Here is a 26,134-nt window from a genome sequence, read left to right on the forward strand (position 1 = left end):
GACACCCCCGGGGTCGGGTGCGCGGGACCCGCTGTGACAGGGCTGTGACCGGAGGTGTGGCCTCCGCCACAGCGGTACCAGGCTTGTCTTGATCGACTCTGCGGATGCCGAGAAGCGTGTACGACACCGTGCTGGTCGCGGTGGTGGGACTGCTCGTCGGGTCCGTCATCTGGACGGTCACGGCCGTGGCCTACGACGATCCCGCCGCCGGATGGCCGACATCGAGCCCGATCTGCCCGGAGGAGGGCGTCCGGGTCACCGCCGGACCGGTGAACCCCGCGCTGGGCCTGCGCGCCATGGACCTCACCCTGGTGAACTGCGGCACCCGCGCCTACCGCGTCCAGGGCTACCCCGAGATCCACCTGTACGACCAGGACCAGCAGCGCGTCACCGGCGTGACGGTGGTCCACGGCAGCGGCGGCATCGCCACGGTGACCGGATTCGACGACCCGCCGAACCCGGTGACACTGGCACCCGGCGAGACCGCCTCCGCCGGCCTGCTGTGGCGCAACACGACCACCGGCTACGGCGGTTCGGCCTCCGTGCCGTATCTGACGGTCGCGGCGCGGTCCGGTTCGCTGCCGCTCCTCCTGACACCGGACGGCGGCCTCGACCTCGGGACCACCGGCAGACTCGGCGTCGGACCGTGGCGCACCACCGGAGGCACCCGATGACGGACCAGGGCATCCCCGTCGACCGCTTCCCGCAGCGCGTCCTGCGCCGCTCGCCCGCACACCGGCGGGCCGATGCCATCGCGTGCGCGCTGTTCGTCGGCCTCGACGTCCTCCTCGTCGCGCTGATCCTCCTGCTAGGCAGCGACGGCATCTTCACCGAGGACTGGATGGGCTACGCCGGGGTGATGGACTCCACGGGCGCGTCCTACCAGTACGACTGCGTCGTCTTCCTCTGCCGCGTCGAGGCCGTGACCGTCGCCCTGGCGATCGCCTGCCGCCTCTGGACCACGGCCGTCGCCCAACTCGTGGTCCTCACCTCAGCGGCGGTCTTCGTCGCCTCCCTCGCCACCTACTGGAACCCCTGACCGACGCTCGTACGGGTCACCAGAACGAGCCGCCCACCGGCCCGCCCGATGCAATGGACCTGTGACCGCGCCCCCGGACGACTGCCTCGCCCGCAACGAGTGGATCTGCGGTGAGTATCTGAGCACCCGCCGCCACATCCTCCTCGACGCGGTCGGCCAGCACCTCCAGCTCACCGCGATCTCGGTGCTCATCGGTCTCGCCGTCGCCCTGCCTCTCGCGGTCGCGGCCCGCCGCTGGGGGTGGGCCGCGGGCCCGGTGCTCGCGGTGACGACGATCCTCTACACGATCCCGTCCCTGGCGATGTTCTCGCTCCTGCTTCCCGTCTACGGCCTCTCGGCCACCCTCGTCGTGGCCGGACTGGTCCTGTACTCCCTCACCCTGCTCGTCCGCAACATCCTCGCGGGCCTGCGCGCCGTACCCGAGGAGACCCGACAGGCCGCGCGCGGCATGGGCTACGGCCCGATCCGCCTCCTCCTCACCGTGGAACTGCCCCTCGCCCTCCCCGCCGCGATGGCCGGTCTGCGCATCGCCACCGTGTCGGCGGTCTCGCTGGTGACGGTCGGCGCGATCGTCGGTTTCGGGGGGCTCGGCAACCTCATCTACGCGGGCATGAACACCTACTTCAAGGCACAGGTGCTCACCGCGTCCGTGCTGTGCGTGGTGATCGCGATCGCCGCCGACCTGCTCCTGCTGCTCGTGCAACGGCTCATCACCCCCTGGACCAGGGCGGTGCGCGGATGAACACCCTGACCGACGCCTGGCACTGGCTCACCGACTCCGCCCACTGGTCGGGCGACGACGGCATCTGGCACCGGCTCGCGCAGCACCTCGTCCTCACCGTCGTCTGCCTGGTCATCAGCTGTCTGATCGCGCTCCCGGTCGCGCTCGTCCTCGGTCACCTCGGCAAGGGCGGCGCGCTCGCCGTCAACATCTCCAACATCGGCCGCGCGGTGCCCACCTTCGCCGTCCTGGTCCTGCTGCTCCTCACCCCGATCGGCAACTGGGGCGAGGGACCCACGGTCGTCGCCCTCGTCCTGTTCGCCGTACCTCCGCTGCTCACCAACGCGTACGTCGGCATGCGCGAGGTCGACCGCGATGTGGTGCGGGCCGCACGCGGCATGGGGATGACAGGCCGTCAGATGCTGTTCCGTGTCGAACTGCCGCTCTCGCTCCCGCTGTTGATGAACGGCGTCCGGATCGCCGCCGTCCAACTCGTCGCGACGGCCACGATCGCGGCGCTGGCGGGCGGCGGCGGACTCGGCCGCATCATCACCGCCGGCTTCAACCTCGCCGACACCGCACAGGTGGTCGCCGGAGCCGTCCTCGTCGCCGTGTTCGCGCTGCTCGTCGAGGGCGTCTTCGAGGTCGCCGAGCGACTGTCGCCCCGCTGGGCGAGGGGAGCGCGATGAGGCGGCACACCGTCGCGGCCGTACTGCTCCTGGCGGCCACCGGCTGCTCGACCGGACCCTCCCTGGAGAACCAGAGCGCCGTCACCGCACCACCCGGCGACAGCCACCACCTCACCATCGGCTCGGCCGGATTCACCGAGAGCGACCTGCTCGCCCAGATGTACTCGCTGCTGCTGAAACAGGCCGGCTACAAGACGTCCCTGCTCACCGTCGCCAACCGCGAACTCTACGAACCCGCCCTGGAATCGGGGCAGATCGACGTCGTACCCGAGTACGCGGCCACCTTCGCCGACTGGCTCAACGCCAAGACCAACGGCCCCGACGCCCCGGCCGTCGGCTCACCCGACCTCGCCACCACCATGAAGGCACTGCGCCAACTCGCCACGCCCCGGGGCCTCACGGTCCTCGACCCCGGGAAGGCCGTCGACCAGAACGCCTTCGCGGTGGCCCGCTCGTACGCGCAGGAACACCATCTCAAAACCCTCAGCGACCTCGGCGCCTCGGGACTGAAGGTGCGGCTCGCGGCGGGCGACGAGTGCGTCCAACGGCCGTACTGCGAACCGGGGTTGAAGAAGACCTACGGCATCGACATCACCGCCGTCGACCCCAAGGGCGTCGGCACGACCCAGGCCAAGAGCGCGGTGCGGAGCGGCCAGGACCAGATGGTGCTGACCACGACCACCGACGCCACCCTCGACGAGTTCGGCCTCGTCCTCCTCGCCGACGACAAGCACCTCCAGAACGCCGACTACGTCGTCCCGGTCGTCAACCGCTCCCGTGCGGGGAGCCCCGGAGTGACCAAGGCGCTGGGGAAACTCAACGACGTCCTCACCACGGCCGACCTGGCATCGATGAATCAACAGGTCGACAGCTGGCGGCGGTTGGCGCAGGACGTGGCGCGGACGTATCTGAAGGACAAGGGCCTGTTGACGTGAGGCTCGGGGGATTGTCAGTGACGGGTTGTAGCTTTCGGGCATGGGTGTCTATCTGATCGATGTCGGTGTCGGGGAGTGGCTGCGTGAGGACACGGGGGAAGGGGGAATGGGGGCGATCGCCAAGGGGCTCGACGCGGAGTTGGCCCGCCGAGGGCTGCCGCCGTATCCGGCTGCGCCGGAGCGGGACGGGGCCCTGGGGTTCGAGGAGAAGCTGAGCCCCTCCATGAAGGGTTTCGACGCGCTCTGTCGTGCTCAACTGACGCCTGAGGAACGTGCGTTGATCGGCGACTGGACGGTGCTGGTGCCGGTCTCGCTCGACGCGGAGATACGGCTGCCGATCGGCTCCGCGTACGCGGAGGAGACGGTGATCGCGGGAGCGCCCCAGGTGCTCGCCCTCGCCGAACGACTGGCGGCGGCCCTGGAGTTGCCCGCCGAGGTACCGGAGGCGACCGAGAACCTGGCGCTCACCTTCTGGTTCCTGGAGGGCGAGGCGGAGGAACTGGCCGCGACCCGCCCCGGCCGCTGGAGCGAGGACCTGGACACGGCCTTCTACGTGGCCCTGTACCTGCGAGCCGCCCAGCACTCACTGCGACTGGGCTGCCCCATCACCTACTCCTGACCCGCGAAGCGACCTCACGCGTCCGCCACCGAGTCGAACTCCACCTGGCCGCGCGGCACTCCGAGGGCATCCGCGTCCACGGAGCGCCGCAACGCCTCGTGCAGCTTCGCCGGAGTCAGCACACCCAGGAAGCGCGCACCGTCCAGCACGGCGACCCATCCGGCGTCGTGCTGGAGCATCACACCGAACGCCTGCTTCAGTGGGGCGCCGACCGGCACCCACGCGTTCATCCGGTGCGCGCGTTCCCCGACCGTGCCGCCGGCCGTGAGCTCGTCGGCTTTGACCCAGCCCTGCAGTTCACCCTGCGGGTCGAGGACCACGGCCCACCGAGCGCCCTCGACCCGCAGCCGCTCGGCCGCCCGCCGCGCCGGTTCGTCGGCGTCGGCCACCGGCGGCTGCTCCAGGTCGTCCGGCTCGATCGCGGTGACCGACAGCCGTTTCAGACCCCGGTCCGCGCCCACGAACGACGCGACGTACGGCGTCGCCGGCTTGCCGAGCACCGCGCCCGGGGTGTCGTACTGCTCGATCCGCCCCTGCCCGTACACGGCGATACGGTCACCGAGCCGTACCGCCTCCTCGATGTCGTGCGTGACCAGCAGCACCGTCTTGCGCACAGTGGCCTGCATCCGCAGGAACTCGTCCTGCAACTGCTCCCGCACCACGGGGTCGACGGCGCCGAACGGTTCGTCCATCAGCAGCACCGGCGGATCGGCGGCCAGCGCCCGCGCCACCCCGACCCGCTGCCGCTGACCGCCCGACAACTGCTCCGGATAACGCGACCCGTACGTCTTCGGGTCGAGGCCCACCAGATCGAGCAGCTCGGCGGCCCGTGCCCGAGCCTTGGCCCGCTTCCAGCCGACCAGGGACGGCACGGTCGCCGTGTTGTCGAGCACTGTGCAGTGCGGGAAGAGTCCCACCTGCTGGATGACGTATCCGATACGGCGGCGCAGCTGCACCGGGTCGATGGAGGCGATGTCCTCGCCGTTCACGAGGATCCGCCCGGAGGTGGGCTCGATGAGCCGGTTGACCATCATCATGGTCGTCGTCTTGCCGCAGCCGGACGGGCCCACGAGCGTGACGAGTTCACCCTCGGACACCTCGAAGGACAGCCCGTCCACGGCCGTCGTACCGTCCGGATACCGCTTGCCGACCTGCTCGAACCGGATCATGACCTCACGCTAACGGCGCCGGTCCGACACCGCCCATCAACGGGGGCCTACTGGCTGGTGAGGTCCTCGTTCCGGTTTTGAAATGATTCAAATCATGTGCTGTTCAGAAGGTGGACACACGCCTTCAACCCCACTATTTTCGACCGACGAGCCGACTGAACCGATACAACTCCACCGCTCGGCAGGCCGAAGGGACAGGGCATGAACGACGGAGTCGCCGTTACGGGCACCACGGTGTCGGGCCTCACGGTGGAGCACCGCACCGACCCGCTCGGCGTGGACGCGGACCACCCGAGGTTCCGGTGGCGCATGGAGTCCGTCGCGCGTGGTCGCCGCCAGACGGCGTACCGCATCCAGGTCGCCTCCTCACCCGCGCACCTGACCGACGGCCGGGCCGACGTCTGGGACACCGGCCGTGTCGACTCGGCGGACTCGGTCGCGATCCGCTACGCGGGCCCCGGACTTCACGCCTCGACCCGCTACCACTGGACGGTGACGGTGTGGGACGAGAACGGCCGGGCGACCTCCGCCACCGCCCGCTTCGAGACCGGCCTCCTCAGCACCGACGGAGTCACCCGCTGGGACGGCGCGCGGTGGATCGGCATGGCCGGCAAGCGGCCGAACAGCGCGGGCGCGCCCCTCCTGCGCCGCCGGGCCGCGCTGACCGGCGAGCGGGTGAGCGAGGCCCGGCTGTACGTGTCCGCACTCGGCGTGTACGAGGCCTACGTCAACGGCCGCCGGGTCGCGGTGCCGCACGGCGAGGCCACGACCCATGAACTCCTGACCCCCGGCTGGACCAACTACGAGACCACGGTCGACTACTTCACCTACGACGTCACCGACCTGCTGACGGACCCGTCACAGGACCCGTCTCAGGTCACCCTCGCCGCCGTGCTCGGCAACGGCTGGTACAACAGCCGCATCTCCGAGAACACCCCCTACTACTCGGCGGACGGCAACTCCCTTGCCCTGAAGGCGAAACTCCTCGTCCGCTACGCCGACGGCTCCACCCAGACGATCGTCACCGCACCCGACGAGGACTGGCGGGCCACCGACACCGGCCCCTACCGCGCCGACGACATCTACGACGGCCAGACCTACGACGCCCGCCAGGAACTCCCGGGCTGGACGGCCAACGGCTTCGACGCCACCGGCTGGGCAACCGTCGAGGAGCACAACCACCCTTTCCCCGAAGCCCGGTTGGTCGCCCATTCCGGCGAGAGCGCCCGCCTGGTGCCGAGTTGGGACCGCAAGCCGCGCTCCGTCACCGTCTGCACCGGAGTTACCTCCCAGGAGGACAGCGCGAACGGCAGGGGCCGGATCGTCGTCGACCCCACCCGCACGGTCACCGACCCCGGCCCGGCGGCCACCGCCTCCGTCACCCTGCACCCCGGCGAGACCGCCGTCATCGACCTCGGCCAGAACCTCGTCGGCGTACCCCGCTACACCCTGCGCGGCCCGGCGGGCGCCCAAGTCGTCTGCGAACCGGGGGAGATGCTCAACGACGACAGCGCGGGCGCCGACGGACCCGTCGGCTCGGTCTACCGCGCCAACCTGCGCACCGCCCGGGCCACCAGCACCTACATCCTCAAGGGCGACCCGGCCGGCGAGACCCACCAGGACTCGCTGACCTTCTACGGCTTCCGCTATGTCGCCGTCACCGCGACCGACACCGTCACCCTCACCGAACTCACTGGCCGGGTCGCCACCTCCGCCCTCCGTGACATCGGCACCGTCACCACCGACGACACCGACGTCAACCAGCTGATCAGCAACGTCCGTTGGGGCCAGCGCGGCAACTACCTGTGGATCCCCACCGACTGCCCCCAGCGCGACGAACGCCTCGGATGGACCGGCGACACCCAGCTCTTCGCCAACACCGGTCTCTACAACACCGATTCGGTCACCTTCCTCAGCCACTTCCAGGACACCCTGATCGACTCACAGCGCCGCTACGGCGCGGACGGCGCCCAGTTCCCCTGGGTCGCCCCCAGCCACCGCTTCAGCCAGCCGTTCCCGGCGAGCGGCTGGGCGGACTGCGGAGTGGTCGTGCCCTGGACGGTGTGGCAGATGACCGGCGACACCACGATCATCGACCGCAGCTGGGCGGCGATGACCAAGTATGTCGACTGGATCCGCGACCGCACCGGCGACACCTACGCCGGCCGGGGCGCGGTCTTCGGAGACTGGCTCGCCTTCCAGATCACCAGCACCCAGCTCATCAGCGACGCCTACTACGGCTACAGCGCCCGCCTGATGGCCGACATGGCCCACGCCACCGGCCGCACCGCCGAAGCCGCCGCCCACGAGGCTCTCTTCACCCGAATCAAGCGGGCCTTCATCACCAAGTACCTTGCCACCGACCCCGGTTCGGGCCGGATCACCGTCCGGTCCAGCCTCGGCGACCCACCGCCGTACACACCCGGCAACAGCGCGGGCAAGACCGAGGACGACACCCAGACCGCCCTGCTCTGGATTCTCAAACTCGGCTTCTACGACACGGAGGACCAGCACCGCCAACTCGTCACCCTGCTCGCCGACAACATCGGCAACAGCGAGGCCTACAAGGCGGCCCACCCCGACAGCACCCGCGTGGAGTACGCGGAGAACACCCTCTCCGTCGGCTTCCTCGGCGTGAACGTCATCGCTCCCGTCCTCACCGACGAGGGCCGCGTCGACCTGGCGTACCGCCTCCTCCACCAGAACGCGATGCCGTCCTGGCTCTACTCGGTGGCGAACGGCGCCACCACCGTCTGGGAGCGCTGGAACTCGTACTCCGAGGAGGACGGCTTCGGCCCGGTCGACATGAACTCCTTCAACCACTACTCCTACGGCGCGATCATGGAGTGGATGTACGAGAGCATGGCCGGCATCGCCAAGGACCCGGCCCACCCGGGCTTCCGCCACTTCTTCCTCCGGCCGCACCTCGACCCCACCGGCAGGATCACCCGGGTGACCGGATCGCATCTCTCGCCCTACGGCGAGATCGTCAGCGAATGGAGCGTGGGGGAAGGGAAGTTGACGTACCGGGCGGTCGTCCCCGCCAACAGCACGGCGACCCTGCGCATCCCCGCCGCCGATCCGACCACCGTCCGTGAGCACGGGACACCCCTCGCCGATACACCGGGCGTCGAGTTCCTGGGCTTCGCGGACGGCACCGCCTCCTTCGAACTCCCCTCGGGGAGCTACGAGTTGACCTCCGCGCTCGGCTGATCGCTCACCAACACCACTTCCAGGGTGCGCGGACCGTGCACCCCCTCGACCCGGTCCAGCTCGATGTCGCTGGTCGCCGACGGACCCGAGATCCAGGTCAACGGGCGGGTGGGGTCCAGGCGTTGGAGCGCCTGGGGCACCGAGGAGACCACCTGGTCCGGCACCCGTACGACACAGATGTGGTGGTCGGGGACGAGCGTGATCCGGCGGCGGCCCTGGTCGGGGCTGCCGTCCAGGACGATGGTGCCGGTCTCGGCGATGGCGATCGCGCAGCCCGTGACCACGCTCTCCACCTTGTCGAGTTCATGAGCCGTGCTCACGGCGCGGTCGTGGACACGGGTCGGATCGGCGGCCGACATCCACTCCGGCGGAAACCCCGGGGGGACGAGCACATATCGCGGTCCCCGCTCGGCGAGCAACCGCATGATGAGGTACGGCAGTTCCTCGGGGTCGGTGCGGTGCACGATCGCCCGGTAGTCCGCCAGGTTCTCGGCCAGCAGATCGACGGTCTGCTCGACGGTCCGGTCCCCGTGCTCCGTCAGATAGTCCCGCCGAACCGCCTGCTCGTACGGCATGTCGTCCTCGCGCACATCCGCGAGCGCGCGCTGCACGCGGCCCAGGATCCGCTCCCTGCTGCTCACTTGGCACCGTCCTTTCCGCCGTTCGTCCGCTGCCACCAGTCGCGGAACGGCTCCGCCGGCACGGCAGGCAGCTCCCGGGTACCGCTCCATGCCTTACCGGGACCGGGCAGTGTCCGTGGATGGAAACGGCGGGTGCGGGAGGCGAGCCGCTGGCCGGTGCGCAGGGCGCCCGGGTGGCTGAACGTCCAGCGGGCCGCCCGCATGGCGGCCCGCTCGGCGGCATGCCCCTTTGCGGGTCGCAGCACCACCTTGTTGCCCTCACGGGTCACCGGCCCGCCCTCCACCACTCTCTCCCGCAGATGCACCAGCACCTCGGGGATGTCGATGGCGACCGGGCACACCTCGTAGCAGGCACCGCACAGCGACGAGGCGTACGGCAGTGAGGCGTCGATCTCGCTTGCCGTGCCCCGGAGTTGGGGGCTGAGGATCGCGCCGATCGGGCCCGGATAGACCGAGCCGTAGGCATGCCCGCCGGCTCGTTCGTACACCGGGCAGACGTTGAGACAGGCCGAGCAGCGGATGCAGCGCAGGGCCTGGCGGCCGACCTCGTCGGCGAGGGTGTCGCTGCGGCCGTTGTCGAGCAGCACCAGGTGGAAGGCGCGCGGGCCGTCGCCGTCGGTCGTACCCGTCCAGGTGCTGGTGTACGGGTTCATGCGCTCGGCGGTCGAGGAACGGGGGAGGGTCTGCAGGAACACCTCCAGGTCCTGCCAGGTGGGCACGATCTTCTCGATGCCGACGACCGAGATCAGCGTCTCGGGAAGGGTGAGGCACATCCGGCCGTTGCCCTCGGACTCGACGACGACGAGCGTGCCGGTGTCGGCGACCATGAAGTTGGCGCCGGAGACACCGACCTTGGCACGCAGGAACTTCTCGCGGAGGTGGAGACGGGCGGCCTCGGCGAGTTCGGCGGGCGTGTCCGTCAGACCCTCCGGTGCCGGGCGGCCCCACTCGCTCATCTCGCGGGCGAAGATCTCCCGGATCTCGCCGCGGTTGCGGTGGATCGCGGGGACCAGGATGTGCGAGGGCCGGTCCTTGCCCAACTGCACGATCAGCTCGGCGAGATCGGTCTCGTAGGCGCGGATGCCCTCCGCCTCCAGCGCCTCGTTGAGCCCGATCTCCTGCGTGGCCATCGACTTGACCTTGACGACCTCCGACTCGCCCGTCTCCTGGACGAGTTGGACCACGATGCGGTTGGCCTCCTCCGCGTCGGCGGCCCAGTGGACGACACCACCGGCGGCCGTCACCGACTCCTCCAACTGGACCAGATAGCGGTCGAGATGACGGAGCGTGTGGTCCTTGATCTGCTTGCCGGCCTCGCGCAGCTCTGCCCAGTCCGACACCTCGGCGACGGCCTTGGCGCGTTTCGCGCGGATCGTGTGGGTGGCGTGCCGCAGATTGCCGCGCAGCGTCTGGTTGTTGACGGCCTCGTGCGCGGCCACGGGAAAGGCCGGGAACGCGGGCATACCGACGAACGTGCCGCTCATGAGCGTGAGTCCTCTTCGCTGGAGGCTTCCGTGGCGGCCAGGATCTCGGCGATGTGCACGGGCCGCATGTCCGTGTGGAGCCGGGCCATCGTGCCGCCGATGTGCATCAGACAGGAGTTGTCCGCGGCGCACAGCACCTCCGCCCCCGTCGACTCGGCGTTGCGCACCTTGTCGGCGCCCATCGCCGCCGAGACATCGGCGTTCTTCACCGCGAACGTCCCGCCGAAGCCGCAGCACTCGTCGGCACCGGGCAGTTCCACCAACTCCAGCCCCTTGACGGCCTGGAGGAGCTTGAGCGGCCGGTCCCCGAGCCCCAGACTGCGCAGCCCGTGGCAGGTGGGGTGATAGGTCACCTTGTGCGGATAGCAGGCGCCCACATCCGTCACCCCGAGCACATCCACGAGAAACTCGGTCAGCTCGTACGTCTTCGGCACGACGGGCGCCAACGTGACCGCGAGGGTGTCCCCGCGCCCCTCCGCCCGGGCCCTTTCCCCCATCCGGGGATACAGTTCCCGCACCATCGCCCCGCACGACCCGGACGGCGTGACGATCGCCTCGTACTCCCCGAAGACATCGGAGAAATGCCGGGCGAGCGGTTCGGCCTCATGGCGGTAACCGGTGTTGTAGTGCGCCTGTCCGCAGCAGGTCTGCGCCATCGGGAAGTCGACCTCGACGCCCAGTCTGGTCAGCAGTTTCACCACGGCGCGCCCGGTGTCCGGATACAGCGTGTCGTTGACGCAAGTCAGGAACAGGGCGACACGCATCGCGGCTCCTTAGTGGTCGATCATCGGATGGATGCAGCGTAGTCGGAGGTCACCGTCTGGGGGAGCCCCCGGCTCGGCGCACACGGCGAGCCGGAGGCCATTGTCCTGGGGTCCCCGGTTCACCGAGCGGCGAGCCGGGCCTCCGCGGCGCGCCAGCGAGCGGTGTCGCCCCGCGGTTCGTACCGGGTCGACGGCTGGGTACGGACGAGCAGCCTTCGCATCCCGGCCAGGTCACCGACGAGCCCGTGGGCGCGCGCCTGAACGAGCACATTGCCCAGCGCCGCCGCCTCCGTGGGCCCCGCCACCACCGGCAACCCGCAGGCGTCGGCGGTCAGTTGGCACAGCAGCGCGTTGCGCGTACCGCCCCCGACGATGTGCACGACGTCGACCGGATGATCGGCGAGCACCTGGGCCTCATCGACCGCTCGCCGATGCGCGAGCGCGAGCGAGTCGAGAATGCAGCGCGTGATCTCGGCCCGGGACTCCGGCACCGGCTGCCCCGAACCACGGCACGCGTCCGCGATCCGCTCCGGCATCCGTCCCGGCGCCAGAAACACCGCGTCACCCGCGTCCACCACCGACCGCAGCGCCGGCACCCGGGCCGCCCCGCGCAGCAACTCGCCCAACTCCGGTTCGCCCCAGGCCCGTACACACTCCTGAAGCAGCCACAGACCCATGATGTTGCGCAGATAGCGGACCGTGCCGTCGAGCCCCAGCTCATTGGTGAAGTTGGCGGCCCGGCTCGCCTCGGTCAGCACGGGCGCATCGAGTTCCAGCCCGGCCAGGGACCAGGTCCCGGTACAGATATAGGCGAACCGCTCCTCGACGGCAGGCACGGCGGCGACGGCGGACGCCGTGTCGTGCGACCCGACCGCCGTCACCGCCACCGGCCCCCGAAGCCCCGTCTCCTCCAACACCTCGGCCCGCAGCACCCCCGCCGGATCCCCTGGCTGCCGCAGGGGCGCGAACAGCCCGAGGTCGATGCCGAGCCGCGAGGCGATGTCGTACGACCAGTCGCGCGTCCGGGGATCGACGAGTTGGGTCGTGGAGGCGTTGGTCAGCTCGGTGCCCAGCTCCCCGGTGAGCCAGTAGGACAGCAGATCGGGGATGAGCAACAGCCTCTCTGCGTACGCCAGTTGGGCCGAGTCGCGAGCCGCCGTCAGCTGGTACAGGGTGTTGAAGGGCGCGTACTGCAACCCGGTCGACGCGTACAACTCGCCCGCCGGCACGGTCGCCCACACCTTCTCGGCGACCCCCTCCGTGCGGGCGTCCCGATAGTGCACGGGGTTGCCGAGCAGGGCCCCGTCCGCGTCCAACAAGCCGTAGTCCACGGCCCAGCTGTCGATGCCGACGGAATCGACGGCCGGACCCGCGGCCCGGAGCCCGTCGAGGACACCCGCGTACAGCGCGAGGATGTCCCAGCGCAGCCCCTCCGGAGTCCGGACGGGCCGATTGGGGAAACGGTGGGCCTCCGCCAACTCCAGAGAGTCCGGCCCGACATGGCCGACCATGACCCGGCCACTGGACGCGCCGAGATCGACCGCGGCGTACGCCTTCATGTCGGCGCTCACCGAAGGAAGGCTGCCGCAACGCCGGCGTCGACCGGGACATGCAGCCCGGTGGTGTGCGTCAAGTCCCCACCTGTGAGGGCGAAGACGGCGTTGGCGACATGCTCAGGCAGTACTTCCCGCTTGAGGATGGTGCGTTGGGCGTAGAACTCGCCGAGCTTCTCCTCCTCGATCCCGTAGGTGGCCGCCCGCTGCGCACCCCAGCCGCCCGCGAAGATGCCCGAGCCGCGCACGACACCGTCCGGGTTGATGCCGTTGACCCGGATCCCGTGCTCGCCCAACTCGGCGGCCAGCAGCCGCACTTGGTGTGCCTGATCGGCCTTGGTGGCGGAGTAGGCGATGTTGTTGGGTCCGGCGAACACGGCGTTCTTGGACGCGATGTAGAGGATGTCGCCCCCGAGCCCCTGCGCGATCATCGCCCGCGCGGCCTCACGCGAGACGAGGAACGACCCACGGGCCATGATGTCGTGCTGCAGATCCCAGTCCCGCGCCGAAGTCTCCAACAGGGGCTTGGAGATGGAAATCCCCGCGTTGTTCACGACGAGATCGACCCCGCCGAAGGCGAGCAGAGCGGCCTTGAAGGCAGTGGCGATCTGCCCCTCGTCCGTCACATCGACAGTGACGGCAACGGCCTTGTCGGGCCCACCGAGTTCCTGGGCGACGGAGGCCGCGTTCTCGGAGTTGAGATCGGCGATCACGACACACGCGCCCTCGTCGACCAGCCGCCGCGCGATCGCCTTGCCGATCCCACTCCCCGCACCGGTCACGAGCGCGACCCGAGTGGCGAGCGGCTTGGGCTTGGGCATCCGCTGCAACTTGGCCTCTTCCAGGGCCCAGTACTCGATGCGGAACTTCTCCGACTCCTCGATCGGCGCGTACGACGACACGGCCTCGGCCCCGCGCATCACGTTGATGGCGTTGACGTAGAACTCGCCGGCCACGCGCGCCGTCTGCTTGTCCTTGCCGAAGGAGAACATGCCCACGCCGGGGATCAGCACGATCGCCGGGTCGGCGCCGCGCATGGCCGGGGAGTCGGCCACGGCATGCCGCCGGTAGTAGGCGGCGTACTCCTCGCGATAGACGGCGTGCAGCTCCTTCAGCCGCGCGATCGCCTCGTCCAGCGGAGCGGTGGGCGGCAGATCGAGAACGAGCGGCCTGACCTTGGTCCGCAGAAAGTGGTCGGGGCACGAGGTCCCGAGCGCCGCGAGCCGGGGATGCTCGGCCCGCGCCAGAAAATCAAGAACGACCTCGGAGTCGGTGAAGTGCCCGACCTGCGCCCGGTCTTGAGAGGCGACGGCACGAACATACGGCGCGAGCGCGGCGGCCCGCTCCCGCCGCTCACCGTCGCCGAGCGGACCGTATCCCTCGACGACGGGCCCGAAGGGCTCCGCCTTCCCCCGCTCGACGAGGAACGCCTCGGCGGTCCGGATGATGTGCAGCGAGTTCCGCTCGCACTCCTCGGAACTCGCACCCCAAGCGGTGATCCCGTGCCCCCCGAGCACACACCCGATGGCCTGCGGGTTGGCCGCCTTGACGGCGGCGATGTCCAGCCCCAGCTGAAACCCGGGCCGCCGCCAAGGCACCCATACGACCGTGTCCCCGAAACACTCGGCGGTCAGCTTCTCCCCGTCGGCGGCACAAGCGAGCGCGATCCCGGAATCGGGATGCAGATGATCGACATGAGCCGCGTCCACGAGCCCGTGCATGGCGGTGTCGATGGAGGGCGCCGCACCCCCCTTCCCGTGCAGGCAGTAGTCGAACGCGGCAACCATCTCGTCCTCGCGGTCCACACCCGGGTACACGTCAACGAGCGCCCGCATCCGGTCCAGCCGCAGCACCGCGAGCCCGCCCTCGGTGAGCGTCCCGAGGTCACCCCCGGACCCCTTCACCCACATCAACTCGACATCACCCCCGGTGACGGGATCCGTGTCGACACCCTTGGCGGACGCGTTCCCGCCGGCGTAGTTGGTGTTGCGAGGATCAGCGCCAAGCCGATGAGAGCGATCGAGGAGAGCAGCGGCTTCGGGGTGCGGTGCCATGACGTTCGGTCCTTTTCGAGAGAGGTGAGTCTTATCCCCTAGGGGCGCGGGGAACTGCGCGACCAGCCACAACGGCCCCGCACCCGCAAACAACGAATTCCTGGCAGACGCTTAGGCGCCCCACCCGGCCTGCTGCCCCCCAACCCGCTCGGCAACAATCCGCTCCTGCCACCCGCTGGAGCGATACGCGGCAACGGGGTCAGGGGCAAGCCCCTGCTCCTCGCGAAGTTCCGCCAGCAGAGGCCGTACATCCGTGTTGTACGCGTCCATCACCACGGCATTGGCTTCCAGTACATCCCCGGACCGCTGAGCCGCACCCAACGCGTCCCGGTCCACGAGCAGCGCCTTCGCCGTGGCTTCCTGCACATTCATCACCGACCGGATGATCGCCGGAATCTTCGCCTCGATGTTGTGGCACTGGTCGAGCATGAACGCCACGTCGGCGGTGAATCCCCCACCCCGAATGACCTCGTACATGATCCGGAACAGCTGGAAGGGATCCGCCGCCCCCACCATCAGATCGTCGTCCGCATAGAACCGCGAGTTGAAGTCGAACGCCCCGAGCTTCCCCTCCCGGAGCAGCGTCGCCACGATGAACTCGATATTGGTGCCGGGAGCGTGATGCCCGGTGTCGACCACGACCTGCGCCTTCGGCCCGAGCTTCAGGCAATGGGCGTAAGCCGTCCCCCAGTCGGGCACGTCCGTCGCATAGAACGCCGGCTCGAAGAACTTGTACTCCAGCAGCATCCGCTGCCCGTCCCCCAGCCGCGCGTACACCGCCGCGAGCGCCTCGGCCAACCGGTCCTGCCGCGCAGCGAGGTCGTCCTGCCCCGGATAGTTGGTCCCGTCGGCGAACCAGAGCTTCAGATCCGCGGACCCCGTCGCGTCCATGATGTCGACGCACTCCAGCAGATGGTCGAGCGCCTTGCGCCGTACCGCCGCGTCGGGATGGCAGACGCTGCCGAGCCGGTAGTCGTCGTCCTGGAAGGTGTTGGAGTTGATCGCGCCGAGCTTCAGCCCGTGGTCGTCCGCGAACTTGGCCAGCGCCCCGAAGTCGTCGACCCGGTCCCAGGGAATGTGCAGGGCCACCGTCGGCGCCACACCGGTGAACTCGTGGACCTTGGCCGCGTCCTCCAGTTTCTCCTGCGGGGTCCGCGGCACCCCCTCCTGGGCGAACACCTTGAACCGGGTCCCCGAGTTCCCGTACGCCCACGACGGCGTCTCGACTGCCTGGGTCCTGAGCGCGGCCTTCACCGCGGCGAGATCGGTCACTTGTGGGCTCCTGTGACATGCGACGAAACGATGTATGTATGAAACGATTCAGGGAGCGAAGTTATGAGCCTCCCGAAGGGGTGTCAAGCCCTACGGCGAAGCCTGTGCTCCGTGACTCCAATGTGACCTTTGGCTATCGAAACTTTTTCGATGCGGACCCATTGACGTGACAAGGCTGGCACGCCTAACGTCCCGGCAACCAAGTTGAAACCTTTCACGACGTCGTGGCGGCTCACCGCCGACGTCGTCGAGGAGCCCCTCATGACCCACCCGTCAGACGCGGGTCCGGCCCCGGTGCTCGCGCTCAAGGGCATCTCCAAGTCCTTCGGCGCGGTACGCGCCCTGCGGGACGTGTCCCTCGAACTGTTCCCCGGTGAGGTGCACGCACTCGCCGGAGAGAACGGCGCGGGCAAGTCCACTCTCATCAAGACCCTCGCCGGTGTGCACCGGCCCGACGCCGGCCAGGTGCTGCTCGACGGCGACCCCGTCCTCTTCCACGGCCCCGGTGACGCCCGCGACGCGGGTATCGCCGTGATCTACCAGGAACCGACCCTTTTCCCCGATCTGTCGATCGCCGAGAACATCTTCATGGGCCGCCAGCCCCGCCGCGCGCTGGGCCGTATCGACCACAAGGCCACGCACGCGGCGACCGCCGAGCTGATGAAGCGGCTGGGCGTGGAGCTGGACCCCGACCGCCCGGCGCGCGGCCTGTCCATCGCGGACCAGCAGATCGTGGAGATCGCCAAGGCGCTCTCCTTCGACGCCCGGGTCCTGATCATGGACGAGCCGACGGCCGCCCTCACCGGCAGCGAGGTGGCCCGCCTCTTCGGCGTCGTCCGCACCCTGCGCGAACAGGGGGCCGCCGTCCTGTTCATCTCGCACCGCCTGGAGGAGATCTTCCAGATCTGCCGGCAGGTCACCACCCTCCGCGACGGCGCCTGGATCTCCAGCGAGCCGGTCGAGGGCATGACCGAGGACGATCTCGTACGGCGCATGGTGGGCCGCGATCTCGACGAGCTGTATCCCAAGCAGGACGTCGAACCGGGTGAAGTCGCCCTCAGCGTCAAGCGGTTGACCCGCGAGGGCGTCTTCACCGACGTTTCTTTCGAGGTACGGCGCGGTGAGATCGTCGGTCTCGCCGGGCTCGTCGGCGCCGGTCGTACCGAGGTGGCGCGAGCCGTCTTCGGTATCGACCGGTGGGACGCCGGCGGTGTCGAGGTCGACGGGAAGGCGCTGACGAACGGCGCCCCCTCCACCGCGATGGCCGCGGGCCTCGCCCTGGTCCCCGAGGACCGGCGGGCCCAGGGCCTGGTGATGGACATGTCGATCGAGCGCAACATCGGTCTGACCGGCCTGCGTACGACCGTCAAGGCCGGTCTCGTCGACCGGGGCGCCGAGCGCAGCCGTTCCCTCGACTGGGCGGTGAAACTGCACGTCAAGTACGCGCGGATCGCCGACACCGTCAACACCCTCTCCGGCGGCAACCAGCAGAAGGTCGTCCTCGCCAAGTGGCTCGCCACCGGGCCCAAGGTGCTGATCGTCGACGAGCCGACCCGTGGCATCGATGTCGGGACCAAGGCCGAAGTGCACCGGCTGCTCAGTGAGTTGGCCGCCGACGGTGTCGCCGTCCTGATGATCTCCTCCGATCTGCCCGAGATCCTCGGCATGGCCGACCGCGTGCTGGTGATGCACGAGGGCCGGCTCACCGCAGAGATCCCCCGTTCCGAAGCCACCGAGGAATCCGTGATGGCCGCAGCCACCGGGAGGGCCGCCGCATGACGGTCACGGCTCCCAAGCCCGCGCCCGCCGCCGAAGTTCCCGAGTCGAGCAGTACCCGGCTCGTCGACCGGGTCTTCAAGATGCGCGAACTCGCCATCCTGGTCGTCTTCCTGGTGATGATCGGCATCACCCAGGCGGGCAACAGCGAGTTCCTGTCCGAGCAGGGCGTCAAGGACCTCCTGCTCAACGCGACCATCCTGGTCCTGGTCGCCACCGGCCAGTCGCTGGTGGTCATCACCCGCAACGTCGACCTGTCGGTCGGCTCGATCCTCGGCATCACCGCCTTCGCCACCGGCGACTACCTCCACAGCGGCGGCAACGCTGTCATCGCGATCCTGCTGGCAGTTCTCCTCGGCATCGGACTCGGCCTGGTCAACGGGCTGTTGGTGAGTCTGGGGCAGGTACCCGCCCTGGTCGTCACGCTCGGCACGCTCTACATCATCCGGGGCGTCGACTCCATCTGGGTCGGCTCCCGGCAGATCACCGCAGCCGATCTCCCGGGCGGATTCGTGGACTTCGGCTCCGGCGGCCTGTCGGCGGTGCCCTGGCTGGCGCTGATCGCGCTCGCCGTGCTGATTGTCACCGCCTACTACCTCAAACACTTCGGCAGCGGACGGGAGTTGTACGCCCTCGGCTCCGACCCCGAGGCCGCGCGGCTCGCCGGCATCCCGGTCCGTAAGCGGATCCTCGCCGCGTACACCTTCTGCGGCGGGCTCGCCGGACTCGCCGGAGCGATGTACCTGGCCCGCTTCGGCAACGTCGACTCCGGCACCGGAACCGGCTACGAACTCACCGTAGTGAGCGCGGTGGTTGTCGGTGGCGTGGTCTTCACCGGCGGCTCCGGCAGCGTCTACGGCGCGGCCCTCGGCGCGCTCCTGCTGACCTCCATCAACAGTGTGCTGCCCGCCCTCGGCGTCAGCTCCGTCTGGGTGCTCGCCATCAACGGCATCCTGCTCATCCTCGCCATCGCCGTCGACCGGATCGTCGCCCTGCGCGTGGCCACCGCACTGAAGAAGAGGAACGCCCGCCATGCCTGAGTCGTTGACGCGCGCGATCCGCTGGGACACGGTCGTCGGCGCCCTCCTCGTCGTCCTGCTGCTGTTCTCCTTCACCTCCGTGGACGGCTTCGGCAACGCGCTGAACCTGTCGTTCCTGATCGGCAACACCCTGCCCATCGCCCTGATCGCGCTCCCGATGACCCTGTTGGTCGTGGCCGGCGAGATCGATCTGTCGGTCGCCTCGACGGCCGGTCTGTCGGGCGCGGTGATGGGCAAACTGTGGAACGACGGCATGGCGATCGAGACGATCATCCCGATCTGCCTGCTGCTGGGCCTGGTCTGCGGCCTGGTCAACGGGTTGCTCGTCACCCGGCTGGGACTGCCGTCCCTCGCCGTCACGATCGGCACGCTGGCCGCGTACCGGGGCATCGCGCAGATCGTGCTCGGCTCCAACGCGGTGACCGATTTCCCCACGCAGTACCTGGACTTCGCGGCGGGACGGCTCGGCGACACGTTCCTTCCACGGGCCTTCCTGCCCTTCCTTGTGCTGCTCGCCATCGCCGTCGTAGCGCTGCATGCCACGCCGTTCGGGCGGTCCTTGTTCGCGATCGGGGCGAACGAGGAGGCGGCGCGGTTCGCCGGGATCCGGGTGAAGCGGCAGAAGCTGATCCTGTTCACGGTGACCGGGTTGATGGCTTCACTGACCGGGATCTTCTGGGCGCTGCACTACGCCAGTGCGCGCTATGACAACGCGACCGGGCTCGAACTGTCCGTAGTGGCCGCGGTGTTGCTCGGTGGGATCGACTTCGACGGCGGGAAGGGGACGTTGGGCGGGGCGATCGCCGGGGTGTTTCTGCTCGGGGCGTTGCAGAACGTGATGAGTCTGCTGAACGTTTCGGCGCAGTCGCAGATCGTTGTTACCGGTGTTCTGCTCGTGGTCTCCGTACTGGGGCCTCGGGTTGCTCGGCAAGTCGCTGTCTCTCGGGCCGCGGCACGATCCACCTAGTCGGTCGGTTGGCGGCTGCGGGTCCGTTGTGGCTGGTCGCGCCGTTCCCCGCGCCCCTGAAGGGGCGCTTTCACTCAACCTCGTATCAAAGGAACCCCTGCCATGCGCAAAGCATCCCTTCGTCGTGCCTGTGCGGCCGTTGTCGCCGTCACTTCTCTCACTCTCGTCGCCACCGCCTGTGGTGGTACCACCAAGAAGGATGTGAAGGACGAGAACACCGGGTCGGCCGTCACCGGGGGCAAGGCGGACCCGAACGCGCCTCTCAAGAAGGGGCTCACCGTCGGGTTCCTGCCCAAGCAGGTCAACAACCCGTACTTCACCACGTCCGACAAGGGCGGCGAGAAGGCCCTCACCGAACTGGGCGAGAAGTACAAGGAAGTGGGCCCGAGCAGCGCCACCGACACGGCGGGACAGGTGAGTTACGTCAACACGCTCACCCAGCAGCAGGTGAACGCGATCGCCGTCTCCGCGCAGGACCCGGGCGCCCTGTGCACCGCGCTCAAGCAGGCGATGAGCAACAAGATCAAGGTCGTCACCTACGACTCCGACACCAACCCCGAGTGCCGCAACGCCTTCGTCTCGCAGGCCAGCGCCGAGGACCTCGGCCGCACCCAGGTCCAGCTGCTCGCCCAGCAGATCGGCTACAAGGGCGAGATCGCGATCCTGTCGGCCGCGCAGACCGCGACGAACCAGAACACCTGGATCGGCTTCATGAAGGAGGAGCTGAAGGACCCCAAGTACAAGAACATCAAGCTGGTCAAGGTCGCCTACGGCAACGACGACGCCCAGCAGTCCTTCCAGCAGACCCAGGGTCTCCTGCAGCAGTACCCGAACCTGAAGGGGATCATCTCCCCGACCACCGTCGGCATCAAGGCCGCCGCCCAGTACCTGTCCAGCTCCCAGTACAAGGGCAAGGTCAAGCTGACCGGCCTCGGCACCCCCAACGACATGCGCAAGTACGTCAACAACGGCACCGTCGACGGCTTCGAGCTGTGGGACCCGGCGAAGCTCGGCGCCCTCGCCGCGCAGACGGCGGTGGCGCTGGTGTCCGGGCAGATCACCGGCAAGGAGGGCGAGACCTTCAAGGCCGGCGGGACCTCGTACACCATCGGCAAGGACGGCGTGATCAACCTCGGCAAGCCGACCGTCTTCGACAAGAAGAACATCGACCAGTTCAACTTCTAGTCCCCGAAGTCCCTTTCGAACAAGGGGTGTTGATGCAGCGCGTGTGTTTCCTGCTGAAGGTCCGGGCGGACCGCCTCGACGAGTACCGCGAGCGGCACGCCACCGTGTGGCCCGAGATGCTCGACGCACTCTCGGCCACCGGCTGGCACAACTACTCGCTCTTCCTGCGCGAAGACGGCCTGCTGGTCGGCTACTTGGAGACCGAGGACTTCGTCGCCGCCCAGGCCGGCATGGAAGCCACCGACATCAACTCCCGCTGGCAGGCGGAGATGGCGCCGTTCTTCGAGTCCCTGGACGGCGCCCGTCCCGACGAAGCGATGAAGCCCCTCACCGAGGTCTTCCACCTCGCGTGATCCACCACAGGAGCCGCTCACATGAGAAGACGCGCCGTGCTCACCACCGCCATACTTGCGGCCGTGGCAACGCCGGGCATCGCACGGGCGGCCGACCCCGGCCCGTCCGTCACCAAGAAGAGCACCACCCAACTCGACGCCCAGGCCGTGTACTTCGTCTCGTACGACGGCCTGGTCAACAACAACTCGTTCCAGAAGAACGGGCTGTTGACCTACAAGGGCTATCAGTACGCCGCCTGGTACACGTCCACCAAGTACGCCGTCGTCGCCCGACGGGTCCTGGGGGCCGGCACCTGGTCGACCGTCACCTTGTCCCATCAGCTCAAGAGCGACGACTCCCACAACGTCATCTCCATGGGGGTGTCCAAGGTCGACGGCCGGCTGCACCTCAACATGGACTCGCACAGCGACGGCTTCTTCTACGTCAAGTCCGTCGCCGGTCTTCTCGACAACCCGGCGTCCACCGCCTGGACTTCGGCCGTCCTCGGCGCCGTACAGACCTCGCTGGACGGTGTCGCGCTCACCTCGCAGTTCACCTACCCCCAGTTCATCGCCACCCCCGAGGGCAAGTTGCAGCTCAGCTACCGCGTCGGGATCTCCGGCAACGGCCGCAACGCCCTTGCGGAGTACGACGGTTCGGCCTGGACCGCGCTGGGGGAGTGGAGCGGTTCCACGGGTACCTACACCAGCACGCACGGCTCCAGCACCGCCCGCAACATGTACCTCCACGGCATCGACTACGACGTCAACGGCCGCCTGCACTCCTTCTTCACCTGGCGCGAGCAGTCCGCCGCCGTGATGTGCAACAGCGGCGGCATCACCAACCACGACACCGGCTACGTCTACTCGACCGACCGGGGCCGCAGTTGGCGCAACGACGCCGGAACCGTCGTAGGAACGACGGGTAGTTCGGACACCGTCGCGGTCACGGACGCCGGACTCGTCGTCGACTCCCTCAACCCCGACCACTCCCTGATGAACCAGGAGAGCCAGTCCACCGACTCCGCCGGCCTCCCGCACGCGATCATCAGCTATGTCCCCGGCCGCTTCGGCCAGTGCACCACCAACTATGTCACCGACCGCACCGCGAACGGCCGGGCCTTCCACGTCCGCAAGAACTCCGCCGGAACCTGGCAGAAGACCGAGATCCCGATCGCCCTCAACTCCAGCCAGCGCACCAGGCTGGTCCTGGACAAGTACGACAACGCCTACGCGGTCCTGCCCTACGGCCGTATCGCCGGCGCCTCGAAGGCCTCCGGGTACTCCGACTGGGCGCTGCTGTACGACGCGAGCGACCTGAACGCGTTCGGCGAGGTCGTCATCGACGAGCTGCGGCTGAAGGCCGACAACGTGCTGTCGATCATGTACCAGGAGAAGTCGAGCGGTACGACCCCCTCGGCACTTCACGTCGTCGACTTCGCCCTGCCCGCGTGACCGGGGCAGCCGCCGGAGTCGGCAAAGGCCATGACGGTAATGTGAAGGCCTCCCCGCCGCCCCACATCACCCTGGAGGTCTCCGCCTGATGGCCCAGCCGGTGGGTATCAAGGACGTCGCCCGCGCCGCCGGAGTCTCCGTCGGCACGGTCTCGAACGTCATCAACCGCCCGGACACCGTCGCCACGGAGACCCGGGCCCGGGTGCTGTCCGCGATCGACCGCCTCGGCTATGTCCGCAGCGAGTCCGCGCGCCAGCTGCGCGCGGGACGCAGCCGGATCATGGGGCTGCTCGTCCTCGACATGGGCAACCCCTTCTTCGTGGACGTCGCCCGCGGCGCCGAGCGGGCCGCGCGCGAGTCCGGGCTGGGCGTGATGGTCTGCAACAGCGCGCAGAGCCCCGGCGAGGAGGCCGAGTATCTGTCGCTCTTCGCCGAACAGCGGGTGCGGGGCGTGCTGTTGACCCCGGCCGACGCGACCGGGCGCAACATCGAGTCGTTCCGCCGGCACGGCATCCCCTTCGTGCTCGTCGACCGCGTCGCCGAGGGCACCACCGAGTGCTCGGTCTCCGTGGACGACGTCGCCGGCGGCGCGCTCGCCGTGCGGCATCTGATCGACGCCGGGCACCGCTCCATCGCGTACGTCAGCGGCCCGCCCGGCTTCAACCAGGTGCGGGACCGCCGTACGGGTGCCAAGAACGCCCTCGCGGAGGCCGGCCTCGACCCCGGCACGCTGCGCGAGCTGCCCACCGACCGGCTCGACGTGGCCGCCGGGCGGGACGCCGGGGCCCGGCTGCTGGGCCTGGCCGACCGGCCCACCGCCGTCTTCTGCGCCAACGACCTGCTCGCCCTCGGCGTGCTCCAGGCCATGTTCGCGGCCGGGGTCGGCGTCCCGGACGACCTCGCGATCGTCGGCTACGACGACATCGAGTTCGCCGCGGCGGCCGCCGTACCGCTCACCTCGGTCCGGCAGCCCGCCGTCACCATGGGCGCCCTGGCGGCCGAACTGCTTCTGGAGGAGACCGAGGCGGAGACGGACCCGACAGCCCGCCCGCACGAGCACCGGCGGGTCGTGCTCCAGCCGGAACTGGTGGTGCGCCGCTCCAGCCTCGCCGCCCGCTGATCGGCCGGTCAGTAGGATTTCATGATCCAGGGGGTCGGATATCGGACGCACATGTGCTGGACTGTGACGCGGCCCGTCATTCGTCCGTACCAGGAGTCGCGTTGTCCGTCAGCTACCGCCAGCCCGGCGTCGTCCTCACCGACCGCCGCTTCACCGTGCCCCTCGACCACGAGGACCCCACGGGCGAGACCATCGAGCTCTACGCCCGTGAGGTCGTCGCGAGCGACAAGGTCGGCCGGGAGGACCTGCCGTGGCTGCTCTACCTGCAGGGTGGACCCGGATTCGGGGCGAATCGTTTCGTCGGCAGACAGGCCTGGCTCGACCGCGCGCTCGACGAGTACCGCGTGCTCCTCCTCGACCAGCGTGGCACCGGCCACTCCACCCCGCTCAACCGCCAGACCCTCCCGCTGCGCGGCGGCCCCGCCGAGCAGGCCGAGCACCTCACGCACTTCCGCGCCGACTCGATCGTCCGCGACTGCGAGACCATCCGCCCGGCCCTCACCGGCGGCGCCCCCTGGACCGTCCTCGGCCAGAGCTTCGGCGGCTTCTGCACGGTGAACTACCTCTCCACCGCCCCCGAAGGCCTGCGCACCGCGCTCCTCACCGGCGGTCTGCCGTCCCTCGACGCGCACGCCGACGACGTCTACCGGGCCGCCTACCCGCGCATCGAACGCAAGGTCGCCGCCCACTACGACCGCTACCCGCAGGACGTGGAGCGCGCCCGCCGCATCGCCGAGTACCTGCTGCGCCACGAGCCGGTCCTCCCGAACGGCTACCGGCTCACCGCCGAGGCCTTCCAGTCCCTCGGCATCATGCTCGGCGGCAGCGAGGGCAGCCACCGCCTGCACTTCCTCCTCGAAAACGCCTTCGTCCGCACCCCGCAGGGCTTCGAACTCTCCGACGCGTTCCAGGAAGAGGTCCAGAACTCCCTGTCGTACGCCGGGCACCCCCTCTACGCCCTCGTCCACGAGGCGTGCTACGCCCAGGACGCCCGCCCCACCGCCTGGTCGGCCGAGCGGGTCCGCGGCGAGTTCCCGCAGTTCGACGCCGCCAAGACCCTCGCCGGCGACGGCCCCCTCCTCTTCACCGGCGAGACGATCCACCCCTGGATGTTCGACTCCGACCCCGCGCTGCGCCCGCTCCGCGAGACCGCCGAACTCCTCGCCGCCCGCACCGACTGGCAGCCCCTCTACGACCCGGCGCGCCTCGCCGCCAACGAGGTCCCGGTCGCCGCCGCCGTCTACCACGACGACATGTATGTCGACGCGCCCCATTCGCTACAGACCGCCCGCTCCATCCGGGGCCTGCGCACCTGGGTGACCGACGAGTTCGAGCACGACGGCGTACGGGCCGGTGGCACGCGGGTCCTGGACCGGCTGCTGGCCCTCACGCGCGACGAGGTCTGAGTCCGCGCCGACGGGAGGCGGGCCCGGCGGCGAGATGTGACTCGGTAATTTCCGACATAAGGTTCATTTCGATGAATACCAAGTCACTCCGCCGGGCCCGCCCGGCCGCCCTGGTCCTCGCCGTCGTCGCGGCGAGCACGGTCGCGCTGGTCTCCTGCGGCGACGACAACAACAGCTCCGGCAGCAGCTCGGGGACCCCGACCCCGGACAAGGCCTCCTTCTCCGGCATGACACCGTCGGCCCTGAAGTCGGCCGCCTCCTCGGCGGTCGCGTCGGCCCGCGCCCGGGCTTCCGCCGCGGCCTCCTCCGCCTCGGCCGCCGCGTCCTCCTTCGAGGCCTCCGTGTCGGCCGAGGTCGCCCGCGCGGCCAAGGACGCCCAGAACGAACTCAAGAACGTCACGGGCCAGGGCAACGCGATGTCCGAGGTCGCCATGACCGGCAAACCGCGCGCCCAGACCGGCGGGCTCCTCGCCGTCCTCGTCACCATCACCAACAAGACCGACAAGAAGGCGTCCTACGCCGTCCAGGTCGACTTCCTCGACTCCTCGGGGAAGGTGGTGGAGACGCGCTACGTCGGCGCCGAGAACCTCGCTCCCGGCGCGAAGGCCCAGCCGGTCGCCATCAGCACCAAGCCGCCGGAGCCGGTGCTGACCCCCAAGTTGGCCAAGGCGCAGCGCTATTGAGCACGTTCGTCGGCAAC

23 protein-coding genes are annotated in these 26,134 nt (G+C 69.3%); 16 read left to right on the forward strand and 7 right to left on the reverse strand.

Features of this window, described 5'->3' with window-relative positions:
• The first annotated feature begins 104 nt into the window (after positions 1-104).
• From ACIBJH_RS07500 to ACIBJH_RS07525, 6 genes are all read left to right on the forward strand, one after another.
• Entirely contained in the window at positions 105-674 is a 570-nt protein-coding gene (locus ACIBJH_RS07500) for a DUF4232 domain-containing protein (protein WP_399115893.1), read from the forward strand.
• Positions 671-1,039 carry a hypothetical protein gene (locus ACIBJH_RS07505; protein ID WP_399115894.1) on the forward strand — a complete coding sequence of 123 codons (369 nt, stop codon included), beginning with the start codon at positions 671-673 and terminating at the stop codon, positions 1,037-1,039. The genes ACIBJH_RS07500 and ACIBJH_RS07505 overlap by 4 nt, the downstream gene beginning before the upstream one ends.
• 61 nt (positions 1,040-1,100) lie before the next feature.
• Positions 1,101-1,781 carry an ABC transporter permease gene (locus ACIBJH_RS07510; RefSeq protein ID WP_399115895.1) on the forward strand — a complete coding sequence of 227 codons (681 nt, stop codon included), beginning with the start codon at positions 1,101-1,103 and terminating at the stop codon, positions 1,779-1,781.
• Entirely contained in the window at positions 1,778-2,449 is a 672-nt protein-coding gene (locus ACIBJH_RS07515; RefSeq protein ID WP_399115896.1) for an ABC transporter permease, read from the forward strand. The genes ACIBJH_RS07510 and ACIBJH_RS07515 overlap by 4 nt, the downstream gene beginning before the upstream one ends.
• Entirely contained in the window at positions 2,446-3,384 is a 939-nt protein-coding gene (locus ACIBJH_RS07520; RefSeq protein WP_399115897.1) for an ABC transporter substrate-binding protein, read from the forward strand. Before ACIBJH_RS07515 ends, ACIBJH_RS07520 begins: the two co-directional genes overlap by 4 nt.
• A 40-nt stretch (positions 3,385-3,424) precedes the next feature.
• On the forward strand, positions 3,425-4,003 hold the full coding sequence (locus ACIBJH_RS07525) for a hypothetical protein (protein ID WP_399115898.1): 579 nt from the start codon (positions 3,425-3,427) through the stop codon (positions 4,001-4,003).
• Positions 4,004-4,017: 14 nt separating this feature from the next.
• On the opposite strand, the gene ACIBJH_RS07530 is transcribed toward ACIBJH_RS07525, so the two are convergent.
• Positions 4,018-5,172 carry a betaine/proline/choline family ABC transporter ATP-binding protein gene (locus ACIBJH_RS07530; RefSeq protein WP_399115899.1) on the reverse strand — a complete coding sequence of 385 codons (1,155 nt, stop codon included), beginning with the start codon at positions 5,170-5,172 and terminating at the stop codon, positions 4,018-4,020.
• Positions 5,173-5,373: 201 nt separating this feature from the next.
• On the opposite strand from ACIBJH_RS07530, the gene ACIBJH_RS07535 reads away from it, so the two are divergent.
• On the forward strand, positions 5,374-8,385 hold the full coding sequence (locus tag ACIBJH_RS07535) for a family 78 glycoside hydrolase catalytic domain (protein ID WP_399115900.1): 3,012 nt from the start codon (positions 5,374-5,376) through the stop codon (positions 8,383-8,385).
• On the opposite strand, the gene ACIBJH_RS07540 is transcribed toward ACIBJH_RS07535, so the two are convergent.
• The 6 genes from ACIBJH_RS07540 to rhaI all read right to left on the reverse strand — a co-directional run bounded on the left by ACIBJH_RS07540 (position 8,358) and on the right by rhaI (position 16,153).
• A complete protein-coding gene (locus ACIBJH_RS07540) occupies positions 8,358-9,026 on the reverse strand; it encodes a lactate utilization protein C (protein ID WP_399115901.1) in 669 nt (222 codons plus the stop codon). The genes ACIBJH_RS07535 and ACIBJH_RS07540 overlap by 28 nt on opposite strands.
• Positions 9,023-10,510, reverse strand: coding sequence for a LutB/LldF family L-lactate oxidation iron-sulfur protein (locus tag ACIBJH_RS07545; protein WP_399115902.1), 1,488 nt, complete (start codon positions 10,508-10,510; stop codon positions 9,023-9,025). Before ACIBJH_RS07545 ends, ACIBJH_RS07540 begins: the two co-directional genes overlap by 4 nt.
• Positions 10,507-11,274 carry a (Fe-S)-binding protein gene (locus ACIBJH_RS07550; protein WP_399115903.1) on the reverse strand — a complete coding sequence of 256 codons (768 nt, stop codon included), beginning with the start codon at positions 11,272-11,274 and terminating at the stop codon, positions 10,507-10,509. The genes ACIBJH_RS07545 and ACIBJH_RS07550 overlap by 4 nt, the downstream gene beginning before the upstream one ends.
• A 119-nt stretch (positions 11,275-11,393) precedes the next feature.
• On the reverse strand, positions 11,394-12,833 hold the full coding sequence (locus tag ACIBJH_RS07555; protein WP_399116377.1) for a rhamnulokinase family protein: 1,440 nt from the start codon (positions 12,831-12,833) through the stop codon (positions 11,394-11,396).
• A gap of 8 nt (positions 12,834-12,841) precedes the next feature.
• Positions 12,842-14,881, reverse strand: coding sequence for a bifunctional aldolase/short-chain dehydrogenase (locus ACIBJH_RS07560; RefSeq protein ID WP_399115904.1), 2,040 nt, complete (start codon positions 14,879-14,881; stop codon positions 12,842-12,844).
• Between the two features lie 111 nt (positions 14,882-14,992).
• Positions 14,993-16,153 carry an L-rhamnose isomerase gene (gene rhaI, locus ACIBJH_RS07565; protein WP_399115905.1) on the reverse strand — a complete coding sequence of 387 codons (1,161 nt, stop codon included), beginning with the start codon at positions 16,151-16,153 and terminating at the stop codon, positions 14,993-14,995.
• A gap of 261 nt (positions 16,154-16,414) precedes the next feature.
• Between rhaI and ACIBJH_RS07570 the strand changes: the two genes are divergently transcribed.
• From ACIBJH_RS07570 to ACIBJH_RS07610, 9 genes are all read left to right on the forward strand, one after another.
• The gene (locus ACIBJH_RS07570) at positions 16,415-17,932 is read left to right on the forward strand and encodes a sugar ABC transporter ATP-binding protein (protein WP_399115906.1); all 1,518 of its coding nucleotides are present in this window, start codon (positions 16,415-16,417) and stop codon (positions 17,930-17,932) included.
• On the forward strand, positions 17,929-18,969 hold the full coding sequence (locus tag ACIBJH_RS07575) for an ABC transporter permease (protein WP_399115907.1): 1,041 nt from the start codon (positions 17,929-17,931) through the stop codon (positions 18,967-18,969). Before ACIBJH_RS07570 ends, ACIBJH_RS07575 begins: the two co-directional genes overlap by 4 nt.
• Positions 18,962-19,936 (forward strand): ABC transporter permease, encoded by a 975-nt coding sequence (locus ACIBJH_RS07580; protein WP_399115908.1) that lies wholly within the window; start codon positions 18,962-18,964, stop codon positions 19,934-19,936. The genes ACIBJH_RS07575 and ACIBJH_RS07580 overlap by 8 nt, the downstream gene beginning before the upstream one ends.
• 102 nt (positions 19,937-20,038) lie before the next feature.
• On the forward strand, positions 20,039-21,121 hold the full coding sequence (gene rhaS / locus ACIBJH_RS07585) for a rhamnose ABC transporter substrate-binding protein (RefSeq protein WP_399115910.1): 1,083 nt from the start codon (positions 20,039-20,041) through the stop codon (positions 21,119-21,121).
• A gap of 32 nt (positions 21,122-21,153) precedes the next feature.
• Positions 21,154-21,474: an L-rhamnose mutarotase gene (locus ACIBJH_RS07590; RefSeq protein ID WP_399115911.1), complete on the forward strand. Its 321-nt coding sequence runs from the start codon at positions 21,154-21,156 to the stop codon at positions 21,472-21,474.
• A gap of 21 nt (positions 21,475-21,495) precedes the next feature.
• Positions 21,496-22,908, forward strand: a complete 1,413-nt coding sequence (locus ACIBJH_RS07595; RefSeq protein WP_399115912.1) for a BNR repeat-containing protein — start codon at positions 21,496-21,498, stop codon at positions 22,906-22,908.
• A gap of 88 nt (positions 22,909-22,996) precedes the next feature.
• Positions 22,997-24,028 (forward strand): LacI family DNA-binding transcriptional regulator, encoded by a 1,032-nt coding sequence (locus ACIBJH_RS07600; protein ID WP_399115913.1) that lies wholly within the window; start codon positions 22,997-22,999, stop codon positions 24,026-24,028.
• A gap of 101 nt (positions 24,029-24,129) precedes the next feature.
• Positions 24,130-25,434: an alpha/beta fold hydrolase gene (locus tag ACIBJH_RS07605; protein WP_399115914.1), complete on the forward strand. Its 1,305-nt coding sequence runs from the start codon at positions 24,130-24,132 to the stop codon at positions 25,432-25,434.
• 71 nt (positions 25,435-25,505) lie between these two features.
• Complete coding sequence (locus ACIBJH_RS07610) at positions 25,506-26,117, forward strand: FxLYD domain-containing protein (protein WP_399115915.1); 612 nt, start codon at positions 25,506-25,508, stop codon at positions 26,115-26,117.
• Positions 26,118-26,134: the final 17 nt, after the last annotated feature.

Origin of the sequence: Streptomyces sp. NPDC050548 (assembly GCF_044457385.1) — a bacterium.
In the GTDB taxonomy this organism is placed as follows: domain Bacteria; phylum Actinomycetota; class Actinomycetes; order Streptomycetales; family Streptomycetaceae; genus Streptomyces.